Here is an 18,438-nt window from a genome sequence, read left to right as displayed (position 1 = left end):
GCCTGCATGATTACTATTAATTTCATAGCTGGTGACGCAAAGCCGATAAGGGCTAAGGGCAAAATTGGTCAAAGTGTGATGGAAGTGGCGGTGGCTGCGGGCGTGAGCGGCATTGCAGCCGACTGCGGCGGCTTGCTGACCTGCGCAACCTGCCATGTGATGGTGGCGCAGCCATTCGCGGCGCTGTTGCCGGCTGCCGACGGGGAGGAATGCGCCATGCTGGCCTTCACAGCCACCCCCGCCACGCCAAGCAGCCGGCTGAGCTGCCAGATCATCCTGAATGCAGAACTCGATGGTTTGACGGTAGAGTTACCGGCCAGCCAGTATTGAGGGCTGGCATCTCTACACACGCTCAACCCAAGGAAGCCCATGATTCTCGAACTCGCCGACATCCGTATTGCCCCCGGCCAGCAGGCCGCTTTTGACGAAGCCATCCAGCGTGGCCTGACCACCGTGATAGCCGGCGCCAAAGGTTTTCAGGGCTTCAAGGTCAACAAAGGCATTGAAAGCCCCGAGCGTTACATCCTGCAGATTTTCTGGGACACGCTGGAGGACCACACCGTGGGTTTCCGCGAATCGCCGGCTTTCGCCGACTGGCGCGCCATCGTCGGGCCTTTTTTTGCCGCACCGCCCGTAGTGGAGCATTTCACGCTGCTGGCCAAGTCGGCCTGACGACCGGGCCCCGCCGCCACATCGGAGGCTTAGTCGACGCCTTCGTGGCCGGCAATCAACTTGCCCAGCAGCACGCCAAACCGTTTGCGTTCGGCGGCGCTAAGCGGCTCCAGCAGGCGTGACTGAACCTTGCTGACGGCCCGCTTCATCTGCAGCGCGACCTTCTGCCCCTCGGGGGTGACCCAAAGCAGCTTGCGGCGCTTGTCGACCGGATCGGACTCGCGCCGCACCCAGCCTTTGGCCTCCAGCCGGCCGATGACCGAACCGGAAGTCGCAGCATCAAAAGCCACCCGCCCTGACAACGTGACCTGGTCTTCACCGGGGTCATCCATCAGCGCGTTCAGGATGGCGAACTGAACCGGCGTCACGTCAAACCCGGCCGTCTCGTCCATGAAGAGGGCAATCGACAACTGGTGAGCGCGCCGGATCTGGTGCCCCGGCGCTTCGATGAAGTTAAAACTTGTTGGCATGGCCGGAGTTTAAGGGAGCGCTGAACAGGTTCACGCGGATGCGCGGCAGCCGGCTGATCGCGCGTCGCAGGGCGCCTGTTCAGCGCCCCCCAGGTTCAGGGTAATCACCGTGGACATCAATAGTAAGTATACTTACTACTAAAGCCACCTCTGGCTTCGAACACCCATCAACGTGACATCTCCTCACCCCATCCTTATTGCCGGCGGCGGCATAGGCGGCCTGGCCACCGCACTGGTGCTGGCGCGTGACGGACATGCCGTGACCGTGCTGGAACAGGCGGCCAGCTTCGGTGAAATCGGCACGGGTATCCAGCTAGGTCCGAATATTTTCCGCATGTTCGCCTACCTCGGCCTGACCGATGTGGTCAGCAAGGTCTCCTTCTTCCCGCCCGGTCTGGGCATGAATGATGTGCGCACCGGCGAAAAAATCGTGCGCGTTCCGCTCGGCGACATGGCGCGCGCCACCTACGGTTTTCCCTATGGCGTGATTTACCGGGCCGACCTGCACCAGGTGTTTCTGGACGCCTGCGCGGCGCAGGACAACGTGACGCTGCGCACCAGCGCAAAAGTCGAATCTTTCGCGCAATCCGAAAGCAGCGTGCAGGTCCACCTAGCTGGCGGCGAGGTGCTACAGGGCGCAGCCCTGATTGGCGCCGACGGCATCTGGAGCAAGGTGCGCGAGGTGGTGGTGGGCGACGGCAAGCCCCGCGTGTCGGGCCACATCGCCTACCGCGCCGTGCTCACGCGTGAAAACGTGCCGGCCCATTTGTGGAGCGACGACGTGCTGCTCTGGGGTGGTGAGAAAACCCATTTGGTTCACTACCCGCTGCGCCGCGGCGAGTTATTCAATCTGGTGGCGGTGTTTCACAGCAACAAGTACGACGAAGGCTGGAACACCTTTGGCGATACGGCGGAGCTGACGGAGCGATTTTCCCAGGCATGCCCGCAGGTCCGGGAACTGCTGGGGAAAATCGAGACCTGGAAAATGTGGGTGCTGTGCGACCGGGAGCCGGTGAAAAACTGGACCGACCGGCGCGTCACGCTGCTGGGTGATGCAGCGCATCCGATGCTGCAGTACCTGGCCCAGGGCGCCGGCCAGGCCATCGAAGATGCCGTGGTGCTGCGCGAGGCGCTGCGTTTTACGCACGGCGACATACCTCAAGCCTTTCAGAAATACCAGCAGGCTCGCTACCTGCGCACTGGACGGGTGCAACTGACCGCGCGTTTTTATGGCGACATTTACCACGCAGCAGGCGTGCAACGGGAGTTGCGTAACCAGATGTTTCAAAGCGAAAAAGAAAGCGCCGGTTTTGCAGGCCTGCAGTGGATGTACGACGGAATTGAGCCGTCAAAACTGTTCAAATAGAGCCCTTTCAAAATTGGAAAATCGCATGAAGTTGTCCAAATACACTGCACTTTTGATAGCGACTCTCGCTCTGCCCATGCTGGCTGCAGCGCAGAATGCTCCCAAAAAACCAGCCTCCAGAGAAACCGTTTCTGCAGTCCCGGCCTGGCCGACACGCGCGGTCAAACTGTTGGTGGGTTTCCCCGGTGGCTCGACGCCGGACATGGCGGCACGCACACTGGCTGAGCCCTTGTCGCGCGCCCTCGGGCAACCCGTCATCGTCGAAAACCGCCCCGGTGCGTCCGGCAACATCGCCGCCGACCTGGCCGCCAAAGCCACCGACGACCACACACTGGCGGTGGTGATCAATGGCAACCTGACCTCGGCCAAGATGCTGTACGCCAAGCTGCCTTACGACCCGGCCAAGGACTTCACTCCGATCTCGCTGCTGACCACCGCACCGCTGGTGCTGGTCGCCCCGATGAACCAGCCTTCGGGCAGCGATTTTTTCCTGGCCGCCCGCAATGGCGGAGACAAATGGAATTACGGCTCGGTTGGCAATGGCTCGGTCGGGCATCTGGGCATGGAACTGCTGAAGTCCACCGCCGGTAACCTCGGTGCCGTGCATGTGCCTTATCAGGGCAACCCGCAAGTCGTCACCGCGCTGCTGGGCGGCCAGATCCAGATGGCGCTGGTGCCCCCGGGTATCGCGCTGCCGCAGATCAAGGCCGGCAAGCTAAAGGCCATCGGCCTGACCAGCGGACGCAGTGCCCTCGCCTCGGAGATTCCGTCGCTGGCCGATGCAGAAGTGCGCAACTTCAACCTTGAAGTCTGGACCGCGCTGGTCGGCCCGGCCAAACTGTCCAAAGCTGCGCAGACACGCCTGGCTCAGGAGGTGCCGCGCATCATCCGCGACAGCGACACGCGCCAGAAACTGTTCAACCAGGGCTGGCAGGCCGTGGGCACCTCGCCCGAGGGCCTGACCAGCCGCATCCGCAGCGAGACCGCCATCATGGGCGGCATCATCACGATGCGCGGCATAAAAATCGAATGACGTTGCCCCCACGGTCATTCACTACGTGTAATTCCCTGCCCCCCGAGGGGGCCGCTGCGCCTGCGGGCCGGCAGAGCCGGACCCGCGGCCCCTGCTTGATTGAAGAATCAAAGTGGTCGCTCATTGCCGCAGCTGACTGATCTACCCATGGCATCCGACTTCAATACCGTTACCGAGCCAGCCCGCAGGCTGCCGGTCTATGGCGAGTTTGATGTAGTTGTGATCGGCGGCGGGCCTGCCGGGCTGGCCGCCAGCGTCAGTGCTGCCCGGCACGGCGCGCGCACCTTGCTGGTGGAGCGTTATGGTTTTCTGGGTGGCATGGGCACGGCAGGCGGCGTCACCAATTTCGCCGGCCTGTACGGCCGCAGGAACGGCGAGATGCAACAGCTGGTGCATGGCGTGGTGGACGATTTGCTGGTGCGAATTGACGCGCTGGGCGGGCTGAACCAGCCGCAAGACGGAATGCAGGGGCGCATTCGCGTGCGCTCCTACGATGTCTCGGCCTACAAGTGCGCCGCCGACCAGATGCTGGTATCGGCGGGTGTGCAACTGTTGTTTCACGCCTGGGCTGCAGCCGTGGTGATGGAGGGTCGTTCCATCGCAGCCCTGGTGGTGGAAACCAAGTCCGGCCGCCAGGCGATTCGTGCCCACCGCTTTATCGACTGCTCGGGTGACGCCGACGTGGCACATTTTGCCGGCGTGCCTTTTGAACTTGGTGACGGTCAGGGCAGCGCGCTGTTTCCAAGCACCATGTTTCGCGTTGGCCATGTTGATGCCCCACGCGCGCTGGCTGCCGTGGGCGAGTTCAGCGCGATCAACAAACTCATGGACGAAAGCGCATTGAGCAAGCCAGGCCGCTACCGGTTTCCGCGCCAAGGCGCGATCCTGCGCCCCAACAAGAATCCGACTGAATGGCGCGCCAATGTCACGCAAATCCGCAACGCCGCCGGCATGGCCATGGACGCCACCAATGCACGTCAACTCAGCGATGGCGAACTCGAGGGCCGCCGGCAGATCACCGAATACTTCCGCTTCCTGAAAAACGAGGTGCCCGGCTTTGAGCAGTCGGCCATTGTCGATATCGCCCCCCAGGTCGGTATCCGGGAGACGCGACGCATCTGCGGCGACTACGCGCTCACCGGCGAGGACATCCTGTCGTCCGCACGCTTTGACGACGTGGTCGGCATCAATGCCTGGCCCATGGAAATGCATGTGGACGGCGCCATCAGTTGGGGCTTCCCGCGGGATGAACAACGCGCCTGCAACGACCTGCCGTGGCGCATGCTGACCAACAGCGTGGTGTCCAATCTGCTGGTCGCTGGACGCTGCGCGTCCATGACCCACGAAGGCCAATCCGCTGCGCGCGCCAGCGGCGGCTGTTTTGTGATGGGCCAGGCCGCCGGAACGGCCGCAGCGCTGCTGGCAAGCGGCCAGACCTTCCGCGACATCAATGTCGCCGTCCTGCAGCACCAGTTGTCGCAGGATGGCGTTTTCTTCGACCGATGAACCGACGGAGAGCCCCATGGACATGACCCCACCTCCTGGCAGTACACGCAAGGCCTTTTACGATGCCATCCGTGCGCAGCACATGACCCCCTTGTGGGAGGTGTTGCATGCGCTGGTGCCACAGCAGCCGGCCACACCGTGTGTGCCGGCGTTCTGGGCCTATGCACAGGTGCGCCCTTACCTGATGGAGTCCGGCCAACTGATCACCGCCGAGGAAGCGGTGCGCCGTGTGCTGATTCTGGAGAACCCGGGTTTACAGGGGCAATCGGCGATCACCCAGTCGCTCTACGCCGGCCTGCAGCTGATATTGCCCGGCGAAGTGGCGCCCAGCCACCGCCACACCCAGAGCGCCCTGCGGTTTGTGGTTGAGGGAAAAGGGGCGTACACCGCCGTCGACGGCGAACGCACCACCATGACACCGGGCGACTTCATCATCACCCCGAGCTGGACCTGGCACGACCATGGTCATGAGGGAACGCAAACCAACGGTGAGCCGGTGGTCTGGCTTGACGGACTCGATATTCCGATGCTGCGGTTTTTCGATGCGGGTTTCGCGGAAAACCACAGCGAGCGCTCTCAGCCGGTGACCAAAGCCGAAGGCACCAGTTACCAGCGCTACGGTGCCAACATGCTGCCGGTTCGTTACAACGCGCCTTTCGGTCAGACCTCGCCGATCTTCAGCTACCCCTACGACCGCACGCGTGAGGCGCTGCATACGCTGGAGCGCCAGGCGCCGGTGGACGACTGGGACGGTGTCAAGCTGCGCTACGTGAATCCGGCCACCGGCGGCTCGCCAATGCCGACCATGGCCACCTTCATGCAGCGCCTGCCGGCAGGTTTTGACGGCAAGGCCTGGCGTCAGACCGATGGCGCCATTTTCAGTGTGGTGGAGGGGCACGGCAGCGTGACCATCTCGCACGGCGCCGGACAGCAGGTCTTCGAGTTCGGCCCGCGCGACCATTTTGTGATTCCATCCTGGCACACGGCCAGCCTGCGTTCGGCGCCCGGCTGCGTGTTATTCAGTTTTTCAGACCGTCCGGTGCATCAGGCACTGGGCATACACAGAGAAGAGAGGTTGTCATGAGCTTTGTATTTACCCCACCGGCGCTGGTCTCGGTACCCGTGGTCGGTACGCTGGACCGTTTCCCGGTCCACCGTGTTTATTGCGTAGGCCGCAACTACGAAGAACACGCCAAGGAGATGGGGTTCACCGGCCGCGAGCCGCCGTTTTTCTTTCTCAAGCCGGCCGATGCGGTGGTGGTCGTCGAGGCCGGCCAGACCGGTGTCATCCCCTACCCGTCCCTCACCAGCAACCTCCACCATGAAATCGAACTGGTCGCGGCCATTGGTACCGGCGGCAAGAACATCAAGGCAGCTGATGCGCTCAAACACATCTTTGGTTATGCCGTTGGCCTGGACATGACGCGCCGCGACCTGCAGGGCGAAATGAAAAAACAGGGTCGCCCCTGGTGCATCGGCAAGGCCTACGACCACTCCGCGCCCATTGGCCCGATCACTCCAGCTGACAAGGCCGGCGATGTTGCCAACGCCGAGATCTACCTGCAGGTCAACGGAAAAGATCGCCAGCGCAGCACTGTCAGCAAGCTCATCTGGAACCTCGCAGAGACCATCGAGCACCTGTCCGCAGCTTGGGAGCTGCAACCTGGCGACCTGATTTACACCGGCACGCCCGAAGGCGTGGCTGCTGTTGTCTCGGGCGACACCATGCTCGGTGAAGTGCGGGGACTGGGCACCTTGACAGTCAAAGTGGCCTGAAGCGCCGACGTGCCTTGTAAAGTTTTCGCCTGACACCTCTTCATCAGGGCAAGCACGGGTTCCCAAGCGGCCCTTCTTGAATTAATTTCTATCCATCTACCGGAGACCACGCATGATTAAACGACGCACTCTTCTTAAAACCGGCGCCGCCGCTGCCCTGGCTGCACCAGCCCTGTCAGGCCTGGCCCAACAAGCCGTGACTTTGAAGTTTCACACCTTCATGTCCCCCACGTCCAACGTCTGGTTGGGCATGCACAAACCCTGGATGGACAAGGTCGAGAAGGAATCCGCGGGCCGCATCAAGTTCGAAGCCTACCCCGCCATGCAACTTGGCGGCACACCGGTGCAGTTGTATGACCAGGCCAAAGACGGTGTGGTCGACATCGTGTGGACGCTGCCCGGCAACAACGCCGGCCGCTTCCCGCGCATCGAAGCCTTTGAACTACCGTTCATCATGTCCAATGCCGAGGCAACTTCCAAGGCTTACTGGGAATACGTGCAGACCATGGCACCGGATGAGTTCAAGGATACGCAGGTCCTGGCGCTTCATGTGCACGGCCCGGGCGTGATTCACACCGTGGACAAACCGGTCCGCTCGATCGCCGACATGCGTGGCCTGAAGATGCGCGCCCCGACGCGCCAAGTCACCAAGCTGATGGGCATACTCGGCGCAACGCCCGTCGGCATGCCCCTGCCCGCCATCACCGATGCGCTGAGCAAAGGCACCATCACAGGCTGCGTGATTCCCTGGGAAGTGGTGCCTTCTGTCAAGGTCAACGAACTCACCAAGTTCCACGCCGAGTTCGACCCCGCCGGCGGCAGCCTGTACACCACCACCTTTGTCATGGCCATGAACAAGGCCAAGTACAACTCGCTCGCGCCCGACCTGAAGAAAGTCATCGACAACAATTCAGGCATGGCCACCTCGGCCTGGCTGGGCAAGGTGCAGCAGGGCAACGACGTTCCAGGCCGCAAGACAGCCAGCGACCGCGGTAACACGATCTACACCGTGAGTCCGGTCGAAGCCCAGGAATTCCGCCGCAAGTCCCGCTCCGTGGAAGTCGAATGGGTGGAAGACATGAACAAGAAAGGCTTCGATGGCAAGAAGCTGCTGGATACCGCACGCGCCCTGATCGAAAAACACACCAAGACCACCAAAGCCTGATCCAGGTCGTGGCTTTGCAAAGGGCTCCGCGAGGAGCCTTTTTACTTTTCAATCTACACTTGGCCGCATGTACCGCAGTCCGATCAAACATTGCAAAAACTGCGGCAGCACTGTGGCCTACCGGGTGCCCGACGACGGCGACACCAAGGAGCGGGCGGTCTGTCCGGCCTGCGGCACCATTCACTACGAAAACCCGCTCAACGTGGTTGGCACGGTCCCGCATTGGGGTGATCGTGTGCTGCTTTGCAAGCGCAATATCGAACCGCGCTGGGGCAAGTGGACCTTGCCCGCAGGCTTCATGGAACTGAACGAAACCACCTCCCAGGGCGCCGCGCGGGAAACCATTGAGGAAGCCGGTGCGCAGTTCGAAATGGAGTCGCTTTTCAGCATGCTCAATGTCGAGCGCGTCGGCCAAGTTCATATGTTTTACCGGGCCAGGTTGCTCAGCGACCAGTTCCGACCTGGCCACGAAACGATTGAGGCCCGGCTGTTCGCCGAGGCTGACATTCCTTGGGAAGAGATCGCCTTTAAAACCGTGAAGACCACGCTGGAATATTACTTCGCCGACAGGCGCCAGGGCAGCTACGGCATTCATGTGCTGGACATCACCTAGAACCTTCGCGCCGCAGTGCACGCTTCACGTGCCTTAAACTTATTCCATCTCGCCGTGCTCCTGGCACCGCCCGGTTGTCGTCACACTCCCTCTCCTTTCACATTTCCGGAATTTCATGTTCAAAAGCGCGTCTTTCTTTCGCATTGCAGATGATTTTGTACTCCCACCCCTGGGCGCGCTTGAAGAAGCCCTGCAGGCCACACGCTTTCTGCCCTGTGGTGCCACGCAGCCTGAATCCAGCGGATGGGTGGCCCCGCGCGGCAACAAGAGCACGGCACTCGTGGAAACCATCAACCGCCAGCTCATCGTGCGCCTGTGCACCGAACGCCGTCCCGTGCCTGCATCGGCCATCAAGGCCGCCGTCGAGGAACGCATCGAGAAATACAAACAGGAAACCGGCCGTGAACGCGTCGGCGCCAAGATCAAAAAGGAGTTCAGGGAAGAAGTCCTGATGGACCTCATGCCGCGCGCCTTCACCAAACAATCATCCACGACCTTGTGGATAAATCCCGTGCATAAATTTCTGGTGGTCGATTCCGGCAGTCTCACAGGCGCAGACAAGGTGGTGAGCTTCCTGGTCGAGGCCCTCAGCAGCGTGCCCGGTTCCGCCAGCCTCAAGGCACAGCCAGTGCAAACCACCCTGTCGGCCGCAGCGTCCATGTCGCACTGGCTGTCCAGCCAGGAAGCGCCGGTCGGTTTCACCGTGGACCGTGATTGCGAACTCAAGATGCCCGACGACGAAAAATCGACCGTCCGTTATTCTCGCCATACGCTGGAGATTGACGAGGTGGCGAAGCACATCGCAGCCGGCAAAGTGCCAACGCAACTGGCCATGACCTGGAATGACCGCGTGTCTTTTGTCCTGAGCGAGGCAGGACAAATCAAAAAACTCAAGCTGCTCGACGTGGTACTCGACGGCATCGGCGACAAGGGCAAGGACGATGATGGTTTCGATACCGATGCGGCCATTCTGACGGGCGAGTTGTCAGCGCTGATTCCCGATCTTCTTGAAGCGCTGGGTGGCGAGCTGAACAATGATGCAACACCAAAAAGCCATGTATCAGAACTGGCTGCCGCAGCATAGAGCGCCCGACAGCGCCAGTACAAGGCCATGAAAAAAGCCGGTCAGCATGCGCTGACCGGCTTTTAGTCTGATCTGGTCGTGTGAAACCGCTTGAAAGATTGTTTGAAACCCGCATGGATACCAGGTTCTGCAAAATTGAAATCGAATTTGTACCCCCGTTTGTACCCCCGCTTTGCGTTTGATACCCCTTTATCCTTTTTTACGGCGTGTATGTCAAGTGGGCCTCGACCATCACTTGCGGATCAAGACCACTAAATGTCAAAGCCGCCTCGAAGCTCGGCGTTATTGACGAATCTGGTTGCCATTTTTTCCAATTCCGCCGGGATCTTTTCGGGCGCCAGTACGAAGTCAATACAGCCTGTAGCGCGTGCACTGAGAGGCATGCCGCTTACTTCCGCAGAAATGTCTTGGGCAAAGGTGGTTCCCCCTGCCGCCCTTATGCGCTGGCAACCTTCCGAGCCATCGCCGTCATAGCCTGAAAAAACAATGCCGACTGAACGTGTGCCCATGGCCGTTGCCAACGAGGAGAAAAATATATCTACCTGTGCGTTTCTTCTAGCGCGCGGCGAAGTGACAATCAAGGTGCCGTTTTCCAGAAAAAGATCGGCGTTGGCAGGAATCACATAAATCTGATCGGCTTGCACCTTCATTTCGGAGACGGCAAGCAAAACTGTCATCTCGGTGTGCCGTGACAAAATTTCTGCCAAGTAGCTGTGCGCGTCAGGGGTGAGATGGGCGATGACTACAAATGCCATACCGGTATTGGAAGGCAGGGCTTCAAAGAACGCCTTGTAGGCGTTGAGCCCCCCGGCTGAGGCGCCAATGCCGACAACGAAGTTGGGCTTGGATATTTTCATGCGCCTAACCAGGCAATTAGTGAGTAACCTGCGCCTGCTTCAATTGATTTTTTTGGCACTGGTGCTTTTACCCATTTTCTTTGTCTGGTCAGGGCTTGCGGTCGCATCGTCCTCCATGGGTTGCAGATGAATCCCATCATCGCTGAAAATCATTTTTTGCACATCATTGGAATGGCCCGTGCCTCTGGATTTGGCGATGTAAAGGCCGCGAGTCCTTTTTCTGCCCTTGTCTTCTTCCAATTCCCTAACGACGATCCAGGTGTCAATCAGCGATGAGACGCCGATTTCACCGCTGGTGTCATTGGAGGCGGTTGATGCGACCAGGCTTGTAAACACACCGGTGATGCCCTTGGATTTCAAGGCGTCGATCATGCGGGTCAGCATGGATTGGATCTCTGATTGCTCGGCTTGCCCGATAAGACTTGTCAAGGGATCTATCACGACCGAGGATGGTTTGAAGTCCTCAAGGATCTTGTATAACTCGAGCAAGTGCATCTCCAGACCAAAGAAGGCAGGTCTGGTGGAAACGATTTTTAAAAGTCCTTTTTTTGTCCATTTTTCAAGATCAAAACCAACAGAGCGCATATTTTGAATGAGTTGCCCGGGAGACTCTTCGTAAGACACGTAAAGACACCGTTCGCCCTGTTTGCAGCGGTCCACTGCAAAAGCGACTGCAAGGCTGGTTTTACCCGTGCCTGCTGTACCCGAAATGAGTACGGTACTGCCTCTGGTGTAACCACCGCCCGCAAACAGCTTGTCGAGGGGTCTCACGCCTGTCGACACTTTCTCGGCGGTGCCCGGATGATCGAGCCCAGCCGAAGTGATAGGAATAACGGAAAGCCCGTTTTTATCAATCACAAAAGGGTATTCATTGGCTCCATGGTTTGATCCACGATATTTGATGACACGAATTCTGCGGGTTGCAACTTGTTGCCGGACTCTGTTATCCAGGAGGATGATGCAATCAGAAATAAATTCCTCAAGACCGTGCCGGGTAAATGAAGTTTGCCCCTGCTCGCCGGTAATGATCGTGGTCACCTGCTTCTGCTTGAGCCAGCGGAAAAGTCGCTTGATTTCCAGACGGAGAATTCCCGCATCCGTAATGCCGGCAAACAACGACTCAATTGAATCCAGCACCACTCGCTTGGCGCCGATGGAGTCAATGGCCAGTTCAAGCCGGATAAACAGTCCCTCCAGATTGAATTCGCCTTTTTCCTCAATGTCGCTGCGCTCCAAAAGAACATACTCGAACCGAATTTCTTTTTTTGAAACTAAGCCATACAGATCCAGGTTGAGAGAAGCGACGTCCTCATAAAGCTCGGCTTCTGTTTCCTCAAAGGACATGAAGACTCCTCGCTCCTTGTAATGAATTACGCCATTGACCAGGAAGTCGATTCCCAGAAGGGTTTTTCCAGAGCCAGGTCCTCCACTGACCAATGTGATTCTGTTTCTTGGCAGCCCGCCTTCTGTAATCTCATCAAAGCCTTTGATACCCGTGAGGCACTTTTGAAGTTGACCGCCATTGCCTGTGGAGTTTGCGGTTTTGGGGGTTCTCGCCATGATTCAACCTTTGTGCATTTCACCGCACACGAAAAGATATCTTTGGATAAGCGCGGTGTTTGATGCAAGCATCGCGATCAATATCACTGAAAGACGCCATAAGGTCTGTTCGTCAACGCACACAGCAGCGTCATGTTGAATTCCGTCGAAATCTGACCCACGTAGGCACTACTCTGCTTGTTTTAAAAGCAGGAGAAATTAGGAGTGGTGGACGTGGTGACATTGAATGTCATCAGGCGTTGGGCATTGCGAGATCAGATGTCCATCCGCGAGATCTCAAGGCGTACAGGCCTGGCTCGCAACACAGAAAAGAAGTACCTGCGATCAGATGAGACTGAGCCCAACTACGAAAGGCGGGTCAGCTCAAGCAAGCTCGATCCCTACGCCGAGAAGCTGGCCACCTGGCTGGGAATCGAGGCAACAAAATCGCGGAAACAGCGGCGCACTTTGAGGCAGATCCACTCACTCGACCCAAAAAGGAGAAAACCAAGAACTTATCCACATCGTGAGCACCTACTGCTCACAAAGAGTGTGGGTCAATATTTGATGGAAAACTCGGGGGTCAGACTTCAGCGGAATTCCACACCGAGCACGTGAATACCTCCACAAAATGTCGTTGCCGGAGTTTTGCGTGACGTCAAAAGACCGCCCCCGTTACACACCGAATTTAAAACCCACAACCTCGTTCTGGAACAATTTGGACAGACGCGGTGGCCCCCCCAGTGGACCCCTGGAGAATATTTAGAACCTACAAAGAAAAACGGCCTAGAAGCCGAAGCGTCTAAGCCGTTGATTCCATTATATTTTCTTGTGAAACCTCTCTAAAGATGGCTTGAAACCCGCATGAATGCTAGGTTTTTGATTCACAGACTGCAAAACGTTCCCCGGTTTGTTCCCCGGTTTTGCCTTTGATACCCCCCCTTTTGGCTTGATCGAATTTGATTGTTTTCAAACGGGGAATTTTTTCTCCGCGCGGGGTACGGTGTGGTTTCCAGCACGACAAACCGCCAGGCTTTACAGCCCCCACCCTCAAGCCTCGTGCACGCGCGCGCACGACGGGCATTTTGTGCGTTAGCAGTAGCGCGAATAGCACGAACCGGTTTCCCGTTGCGAAGCGCCAGACTTTACTGCCCCCTACCCCAGCCAGCCCCGCTGCTCACGCATGGCCTGATTCAATGCCTTGATGGCTTGACGCAGTTTCAGCCACTCGCCCCCCGTCCAGGCATTACCCGATACAACCGCCTTACCCTCGGGGCTTTTTGGCCCGGTGGACTGGTTCCACGGTTTCCACCGCTTGATTGCCTCGCTCTGCCGCTTGCGCCGCTCTGGTGTCCATCCTGCCGCTGGGTTGCCCATGCCCTACCTAGAATAGTTTGTTTTGCTCTGACGCTGCGTTTTTCCCATGCGTGCGTGCCTGCGCTTTCTTGCCTTGTAATTCGCCAGCCGCTCTGTTGTCACCTGTTGCGGCCAGCGGGGCGATTCTGTCCCGGAAAACTCATGCTCTTGACCTAAGAAAAAGTCCTACAAAGATGTTGGCAGAGGCCTTACATTCGACAAACGCAGTTTTTTATAAATTTTGTAAATGCGCTTGTTGCAACTGTAATGTGCTCCGTGATAAAGCAAACTTGTTGGTTTAGTACTTCTTCTCGGAGACATCGTGTGTAGCCATTTTCATACCGTAATCGATGCGTCAGTATTCAAAAGTTCGTTTGGTATCGCGCTGCCTCAATGTGAACAGCATAAAAATGTGTTTGCCGGCACACAAAGCTTTTTTATTAAAAAGCGATCCGGTTCATTTTCTGTAGACGGCGACTCCCCTGAAAAAGATGTGCGTCTTGGCTTTTTCGGCTTATCACCACAATACTCCGAAACAACGTCAGGCCACGCCTCATACAACACTCCTTATGAGGCCATCCATAAAAGCGCTATTTTTTCCCAAGCTTGGAATACTGATAAGCGATGCATCATTCCCGTAAGTGCAATCTTCGAACCAGACTTAAAAAGCGGACGAATAAACGAAGCTTGTATTTCTCGGGTGGACGGAACTCCTTTTGGCATCGCAGGAATTTGGTGGTCAATTTCTTTGCCTGACGGCACATCTGTTGAATGTTTTACGATGCTGACTGTTGACGCCCAAGATTATCCACTCTTGCAGTCTGTATTGATGCCCTTTGACGCTAAAAGAATGGTTGTAATTCTGGATCGAGATGATTACACCAACTGGTTAGATGGGGACGTGAGCGAAGCGGCAAAATTTGTGCGGCTGTACCCTGCTACCCAACTCCAAATCACGTAATAAGAATGAATCTTACAATCGTCAATGCTCGCGTCGAGCTTACCAATCGCTTTCGCTACGAAAATCATTCTTCATAACCCTATGCCTTCACGCTGCTGCCGTATTACCTGATTCATTTCACTAACGGCCTTTCGTAGCATTAGCAAATAGCCCCCCGCCCAGCCATTCCGCGCCACCGCCGCCTTACCCTCGGGGCTTTTTGGCCCGGTGGATTTTTGCTACGGTTTCCACCGCCTGATAGCTTCGCTCTGCCGCTTGCGCCGCTCTGGTGTCCATCCTGCCGCCGGGTTGCCCATGCTCTGCCTCCAATAGTTTGCTTTGCTCAGGTGCAGATTTTTCCCCGTGCGCCTGCGCATGTACGCGCGCGGAACCATCAGCACCAGCCCCGTTGTTCACCTGTTGCGGCCCGTGGGCAATGTTGGCCTGCTTCACAAACGTGGCTTGCCGGGGATACTTCAAGTCCACCAGCGCCGATATGGTCGCCCGGCTCTGTGCCTGCGCTTTCAAGGCCAGCCCCAAAAACGCCTCCAGATTCTTTTGATATTCCTGGTCCTGCGCTCTGCGTGCCAGACTGGTGAATATCGTTTGCAACGCCGTGGCCTGCGAAACCAGCATCGCCTCCAGGGTGGACAGGTCGCCGCCATTCACACGCTTGCATGAGTCGCTGAGTCCCTTCACCAGTTCGGACAAGTCAGCATCCTTGCCCATGATGTTGCCCTGATACGCCTTCATTACCGATGCGCCGTTGATCGAAGGTCGCAAGGCCGTGCGCGATAACGCTTGCTCCGTGGTCTGCTCGGGGGCGCGGTACACCGGCATGGCATCGGGATTAACTACCACGGATTTTGCTTTCGCCTTTCTCATGCGTTCACCTCCTTAAATCCATCACACCGCTGTAGCTGCGTAACCAGCGCCGCCGATAGCTGCGCATCCCTTGCACGGCTGGCCACCTTTGCCGCCTGCCAGTTTCTACAGTCCCAGGCTTTCCCGGACTGGCCGGACAGGTGAAAGCACTCCAGGCACAGCCGCCGGTCGTCTGATTCACGATCCCGCGTCACCAGCTTGTCGGCCAGCGCCTCTGCGTCACCAAGCCCCAGCCCCTTATCGGTGAACCGCGCCAGCCGCGCCGTGAAGGTGTCAATCTCCGCGCCGGTCATCGCCTCACTGTGTGGCCAGCACCAGCGGTCGGGGTCTGCCGCTGGGTCATTCGCTGCCGGTGAATCTCCCCCTGTTTTTTGAATATGCCCGGTGGGAGTGCCTACGAAACCTACGAAACCCGGTTTTGTAGGTTCTGTAGGGTCGCCTTCGGGGGCAGTGTCTATTTTTTTCAAACGTGCAAGCCAGTTCATGCCGCGCCCCTCGCCAATGGGTTTACGGTGTAACGGTCGCTGGGTCTGCCGCCTGCCGCGCCGCCCTGCACCACGTCCCGGCGTAGGTAGTCGTAATCTGCCAGCACGTCTGCCGCCTTGCGAACAGCGTCCGGTGTGGCCAGTCCTGCCCAGCACTTTTGCGCCACCTGCCGGGGTGTGAAGCTGTCCAGAATCACGCCGTCCCGGTCGGTCAGCTTGCCCGCCTTGATTCTGGATAACAGTGTTGCTGCGTCGGTGGTCTCAGGCATCACCGCCGCCGCATACAGACGGTTTGCATGGGTGCGCAGATAGTCCCCCCAGGCCAGCGCCCGCAATAGTTCACCCTCATGGATCACGCCGCCGCTGTCGGGGGTATCGATCAAGGCGAACACCAGCGCCAGCGCCGGGATCAGCTTTCGATACTTGGACAGGTGCGACACCATCGCCGGGTGCAGGTCATCGCCGCGTATCTCAGTTTCAAAGGGAACCAGCCATTCCACAAACAATGCTTGCGCCGCATCGTCAAAGCGCCAGACGGTCGGCTCTGTGTCGCTGGCCGGTAGCAAGCCTGCCAGTCGATCAAACACGGCCCAGGCGGTCTGCTTGGCCGGGGTGTCTGGCCATTGGTCAACGTGGATAAATTCGCCGGTGGTGTCTGGCCACACGGTCAAACCAAAACGCTGCAACAAACCATCATCGGCACTGCCACCGGCCACCGCGCCGCGCACGTATTCCTGAATCCGGCCCGGCTGTATGCCGCCTATCATCGCCAGACAGACGCGGGGGATATGCACTGTCCCGCGCCCGATGCGGTCGAAGGTGTAGCCCTGATTGCCGTCATAGCTTTGCAGGTAAAACGCCCTTGATCCTTCCTGCCCCTGCTTGTCCAGGCCGGTCAGCAGCCCGTACAGTTCGTCCCGATAGGACAAGGTGCCCCACGGGTTTTGCTGCATCAGTTCGCCCAGCTTTTCTACCGTGGCATCGTTGACGACAAAGCGCCGCGCTGTCGGCTCTGCCGAGGTGTCCACCGGCTCCAATAGCGCACGCGCCGCCGCCGGGTCTTTGCCTGCCAGCCCCTTTGCTTTTTTCTCGTTCGCATCGTCCTGCATAGCCATCACTTTGCAGTCCAGTGCCCAGGCATCATGCGCGGCCTGCCATAGCTCAAACTCGTTTGCCTGTAGTCGGTGCAACGGCTTTAGAGCTTCGCTCAGTGCGGGGCTTTTCTTCACGCCAGGCCTACCCACAACCGCGCCCCACAGATTCGGCACTACCTGCCAGTCATCCCGCGCTTTGGGCTGGATCACAGCACGCGCACCTATCAAACTACTCAAGGCCACTAGCGCCGCCACCGCCGGGAAGTCTGCCGGGCATTGCATACGGTGGGCAATGTCCATCACCCAGCCGCGCAAGGCTATGGGCAATAGCTCCGCATCAAAGCGGTCAACTGGGGGCAAGCCATTAGGTAATGGCGTGGGTTCTGGCCAGTCATCAGCACCAGCCGCCGCGCACAATTGCGCCGCATCTATGCACGCCTTCACCGCATCAGCCCCGGCCAATTGGTGCAGGTCGTTAAAGTCGGTTGCCTTGTTAGGTCGGCCCGCCGGGAACGATGGCACAGCCACCAGCCCGCCCACGGCCAGCGCCGCTGCACTTGCTTTAGTCACGCCGGGATTGCCTTCTGTCAGGTGGTCATCATCAGCCGCGATGATGATTTTCAGGCTGGGGTATTTAGCGCGTAAAGCCAGCGCCACCGGCTCCAGGTTGCCAGCGTTGAAGGCCACCGCCACCGCGTCCCCGGTCGCCTCATGAATGCTTGCACCGGTCGCGTAGCCTTCACAGACGATCAGCACGCCGCCCGGTTTGCCTATCGAGTGATAGCAGCCTTTCACGCGCCCGCCGGTCATGAATCGCTTATCACCGTCCGGGGCTATGGTTTGCAGGCTGTGCAGAGTGCCCGCCGCGTCGCGCATGGGAATCAGCAGCCGGTGCCCGTCAGACTTCACGCCGTGGGGTTGTATGCCCTTGCGGGTCAGGTACTCATGCGCCGCCGTTGCGGGTGTCGCCCTTTGCCACAATGCCGCCGCCGTCTGGCTGGCCTGTTGCTGGCTGGCCAGTAGGTCGGCTTCGCGCTGTGCCGTCATAGCCTTGATGCGCTGCCGGTGGGCTTCGCGCTCTGCATCGGTCAAGACCGTGTCTGACTTCGCGCACCAGGTCAATTGCAGGCCAGTGCGCCAGCAGCCAAAAGCCCCAGCCGCTATGCCGTCGGTGTGCAGCATGTACCAGCCGGAATCATCACCGCGCTTGCCGTTCGTGCTGAATCGGTGAATTGCACCGTCTGCATTGATACTGTCCGGGGCTTCAAGCCCAGCCGCTGCGATGGCCAGCCGGAAGTGCTCGATAGGGTCGCTCATAGCCGCCCCCCTATCTGCTCCAGGAACCGCCGCGCCGTGTCAATCGTGGACAGGTAGCGCACCAGCCCCCAGCGTTCGGCCCAATAGGTCACCGTGCCGTCGTTCGGGTCGGTGCGGTGCAGCGCATGACCATGCAAGGCAAACGCCGCACGGAGTGAGTGAAACACCTTGTCGGTGTTCGCCGGGTTCGGTACAGTCTGGGGGTCTGTGTGGCCTGCCGTGGGATTGCCGTCCCCGGTGGGCTTTTCTTTTGGGGTGGTGTCTGTGTGCATCAGCCGCC

At 58.6% G+C, this 18,438-nt stretch carries 18 protein-coding genes and 1 pseudogene; 12 read left to right on the top strand and 7 right to left on the bottom strand.

What is annotated here, in order from left to right:
- Window positions 1-6 precede the first annotated feature (6 nt).
- Both IEX16_RS11340 and IEX16_RS11335 read left to right on the top strand, forming a co-directional pair.
- Complete coding sequence (locus IEX16_RS11340; protein ID WP_188708596.1) at window positions 7-330, top strand: 2Fe-2S iron-sulfur cluster-binding protein; 324 nt, start codon at window positions 7-9, stop codon at window positions 328-330.
- A gap of 39 nt (window positions 331-369) precedes the next feature.
- Window positions 370-672 (top strand): antibiotic biosynthesis monooxygenase family protein, encoded by a 303-nt coding sequence (locus IEX16_RS11335; RefSeq protein ID WP_188708595.1) that lies wholly within the window; start codon window positions 370-372, stop codon window positions 670-672.
- Window positions 673-701: 29 nt separating this feature from the next.
- Here IEX16_RS11335 and IEX16_RS11330 read toward each other — a convergent pair whose 3' ends face one another.
- Window positions 702-1,142 (bottom strand): MarR family winged helix-turn-helix transcriptional regulator, encoded by a 441-nt coding sequence (locus IEX16_RS11330; RefSeq protein WP_188708594.1) that lies wholly within the window; start codon window positions 1,140-1,142, stop codon window positions 702-704.
- Between the two features lie 172 nt (window positions 1,143-1,314).
- On the opposite strand from IEX16_RS11330, the gene IEX16_RS11325 reads away from it, so the two are divergent.
- From IEX16_RS11325 to IEX16_RS11290, 8 genes are all read left to right on the top strand, one after another.
- Entirely contained in the window at window positions 1,315-2,508 is a 1,194-nt protein-coding gene (locus tag IEX16_RS11325) for a 3-hydroxybenzoate 6-monooxygenase (protein ID WP_188708593.1), read from the top strand.
- 25 nt (window positions 2,509-2,533) lie between these two features.
- Window positions 2,534-3,541, top strand: a complete 1,008-nt coding sequence (locus tag IEX16_RS11320; RefSeq protein WP_188708592.1) for a Bug family tripartite tricarboxylate transporter substrate binding protein — start codon at window positions 2,534-2,536, stop codon at window positions 3,539-3,541.
- A gap of 147 nt (window positions 3,542-3,688) precedes the next feature.
- Window positions 3,689-5,047: an FAD-dependent oxidoreductase gene (locus IEX16_RS11315; RefSeq protein WP_188708591.1), complete on the top strand. Its 1,359-nt coding sequence runs from the start codon at window positions 3,689-3,691 to the stop codon at window positions 5,045-5,047.
- Window positions 5,048-5,063: 16 nt separating this feature from the next.
- The gene (gtdA, locus tag IEX16_RS11310; RefSeq protein ID WP_188708590.1) at window positions 5,064-6,131 is read left to right on the top strand and encodes a gentisate 1,2-dioxygenase; all 1,068 of its coding nucleotides are present in this window, start codon (window positions 5,064-5,066) and stop codon (window positions 6,129-6,131) included.
- The gene (locus tag IEX16_RS11305) at window positions 6,128-6,823 is read left to right on the top strand and encodes a fumarylacetoacetate hydrolase family protein (protein WP_188708589.1); all 696 of its coding nucleotides are present in this window, start codon (window positions 6,128-6,130) and stop codon (window positions 6,821-6,823) included. The genes gtdA and IEX16_RS11305 overlap by 4 nt, the downstream gene beginning before the upstream one ends.
- A gap of 112 nt (window positions 6,824-6,935) precedes the next feature.
- A complete protein-coding gene (locus tag IEX16_RS11300; RefSeq protein ID WP_188708588.1) occupies window positions 6,936-7,988 on the top strand; it encodes a TRAP transporter substrate-binding protein in 1,053 nt (350 codons plus the stop codon).
- Window positions 7,989-8,055: 67 nt separating this feature from the next.
- Window positions 8,056-8,601 (top strand): NUDIX hydrolase, encoded by a 546-nt coding sequence (locus IEX16_RS11295; protein WP_188708587.1) that lies wholly within the window; start codon window positions 8,056-8,058, stop codon window positions 8,599-8,601.
- A gap of 115 nt (window positions 8,602-8,716) precedes the next feature.
- Complete coding sequence (locus tag IEX16_RS11290; RefSeq protein WP_188708586.1) at window positions 8,717-9,685, top strand: recombination-associated protein RdgC; 969 nt, start codon at window positions 8,717-8,719, stop codon at window positions 9,683-9,685.
- A 251-nt stretch (window positions 9,686-9,936) separates the two neighbouring features.
- On the opposite strand, the gene IEX16_RS11285 is transcribed toward IEX16_RS11290, so the two are convergent.
- Together IEX16_RS11285 and kaiC are read right to left on the bottom strand one after the other, a co-directional pair.
- Entirely contained in the window at window positions 9,937-10,542 is a 606-nt protein-coding gene (locus IEX16_RS11285; protein ID WP_188708585.1) for a chemotaxis protein CheB, read from the bottom strand.
- Window positions 10,543-10,581: 39 nt separating this feature from the next.
- A complete protein-coding gene (kaiC, locus tag IEX16_RS11280; protein WP_188708584.1) occupies window positions 10,582-12,102 on the bottom strand; it encodes a circadian clock protein KaiC in 1,521 nt (506 codons plus the stop codon).
- Between the two features lie 204 nt (window positions 12,103-12,306).
- Here kaiC and IEX16_RS11275 point away from each other — a divergent pair.
- Together IEX16_RS11275 and IEX16_RS11270 are read left to right on the top strand one after the other, a co-directional pair.
- Window positions 12,307-12,567 (top strand): annotated as a pseudogene (locus tag IEX16_RS11275) (IS21 family transposase); the annotation flags it as partial.
- Window positions 12,568-13,759: 1,192 nt separating this feature from the next.
- Complete coding sequence (locus tag IEX16_RS11270) at window positions 13,760-14,398, top strand: SOS response-associated peptidase family protein (RefSeq protein WP_188708583.1); 639 nt, start codon at window positions 13,760-13,762, stop codon at window positions 14,396-14,398.
- Window positions 14,399-14,581: 183 nt separating this feature from the next.
- Here the strand turns inward: IEX16_RS11270 and IEX16_RS11265 are convergent, their stop codons facing one another.
- From IEX16_RS11265 to IEX16_RS11250, 4 genes are read right to left on the bottom strand one after another with little or no spacing between them, the layout of a single operon-like run.
- A complete protein-coding gene (locus IEX16_RS11265) occupies window positions 14,582-15,262 on the bottom strand; it encodes a hypothetical protein (RefSeq protein WP_188708582.1) in 681 nt (226 codons plus the stop codon).
- The gene (locus IEX16_RS11260; protein ID WP_188708581.1) at window positions 15,259-15,747 is read right to left on the bottom strand and encodes a hypothetical protein; all 489 of its coding nucleotides are present in this window, start codon (window positions 15,745-15,747) and stop codon (window positions 15,259-15,261) included. The genes IEX16_RS11265 and IEX16_RS11260 overlap by 4 nt, the downstream gene beginning before the upstream one ends.
- Complete coding sequence (locus IEX16_RS11255; RefSeq protein WP_188708580.1) at window positions 15,744-18,158, bottom strand: DUF3987 domain-containing protein; 2,415 nt, start codon at window positions 18,156-18,158, stop codon at window positions 15,744-15,746. The genes IEX16_RS11260 and IEX16_RS11255 overlap by 4 nt, the downstream gene beginning before the upstream one ends.
- Window positions 18,155-18,430, bottom strand: a complete 276-nt coding sequence (locus tag IEX16_RS11250) for a hypothetical protein (protein WP_188708579.1) — start codon at window positions 18,428-18,430, stop codon at window positions 18,155-18,157. The genes IEX16_RS11255 and IEX16_RS11250 overlap by 4 nt, the downstream gene beginning before the upstream one ends.
- Between the last annotated feature and the right edge of the window lie 8 nt (window positions 18,431-18,438).

It is taken from the genome of Polaromonas eurypsychrophila, from assembly GCF_014641715.1.
In the GTDB taxonomy this organism is placed as follows: Bacteria; Pseudomonadota; Gammaproteobacteria; order Burkholderiales; family Burkholderiaceae_C; genus Polaromonas; species Polaromonas eurypsychrophila.
This window is presented reverse-complemented; position numbering and strand designations above follow the sequence as displayed.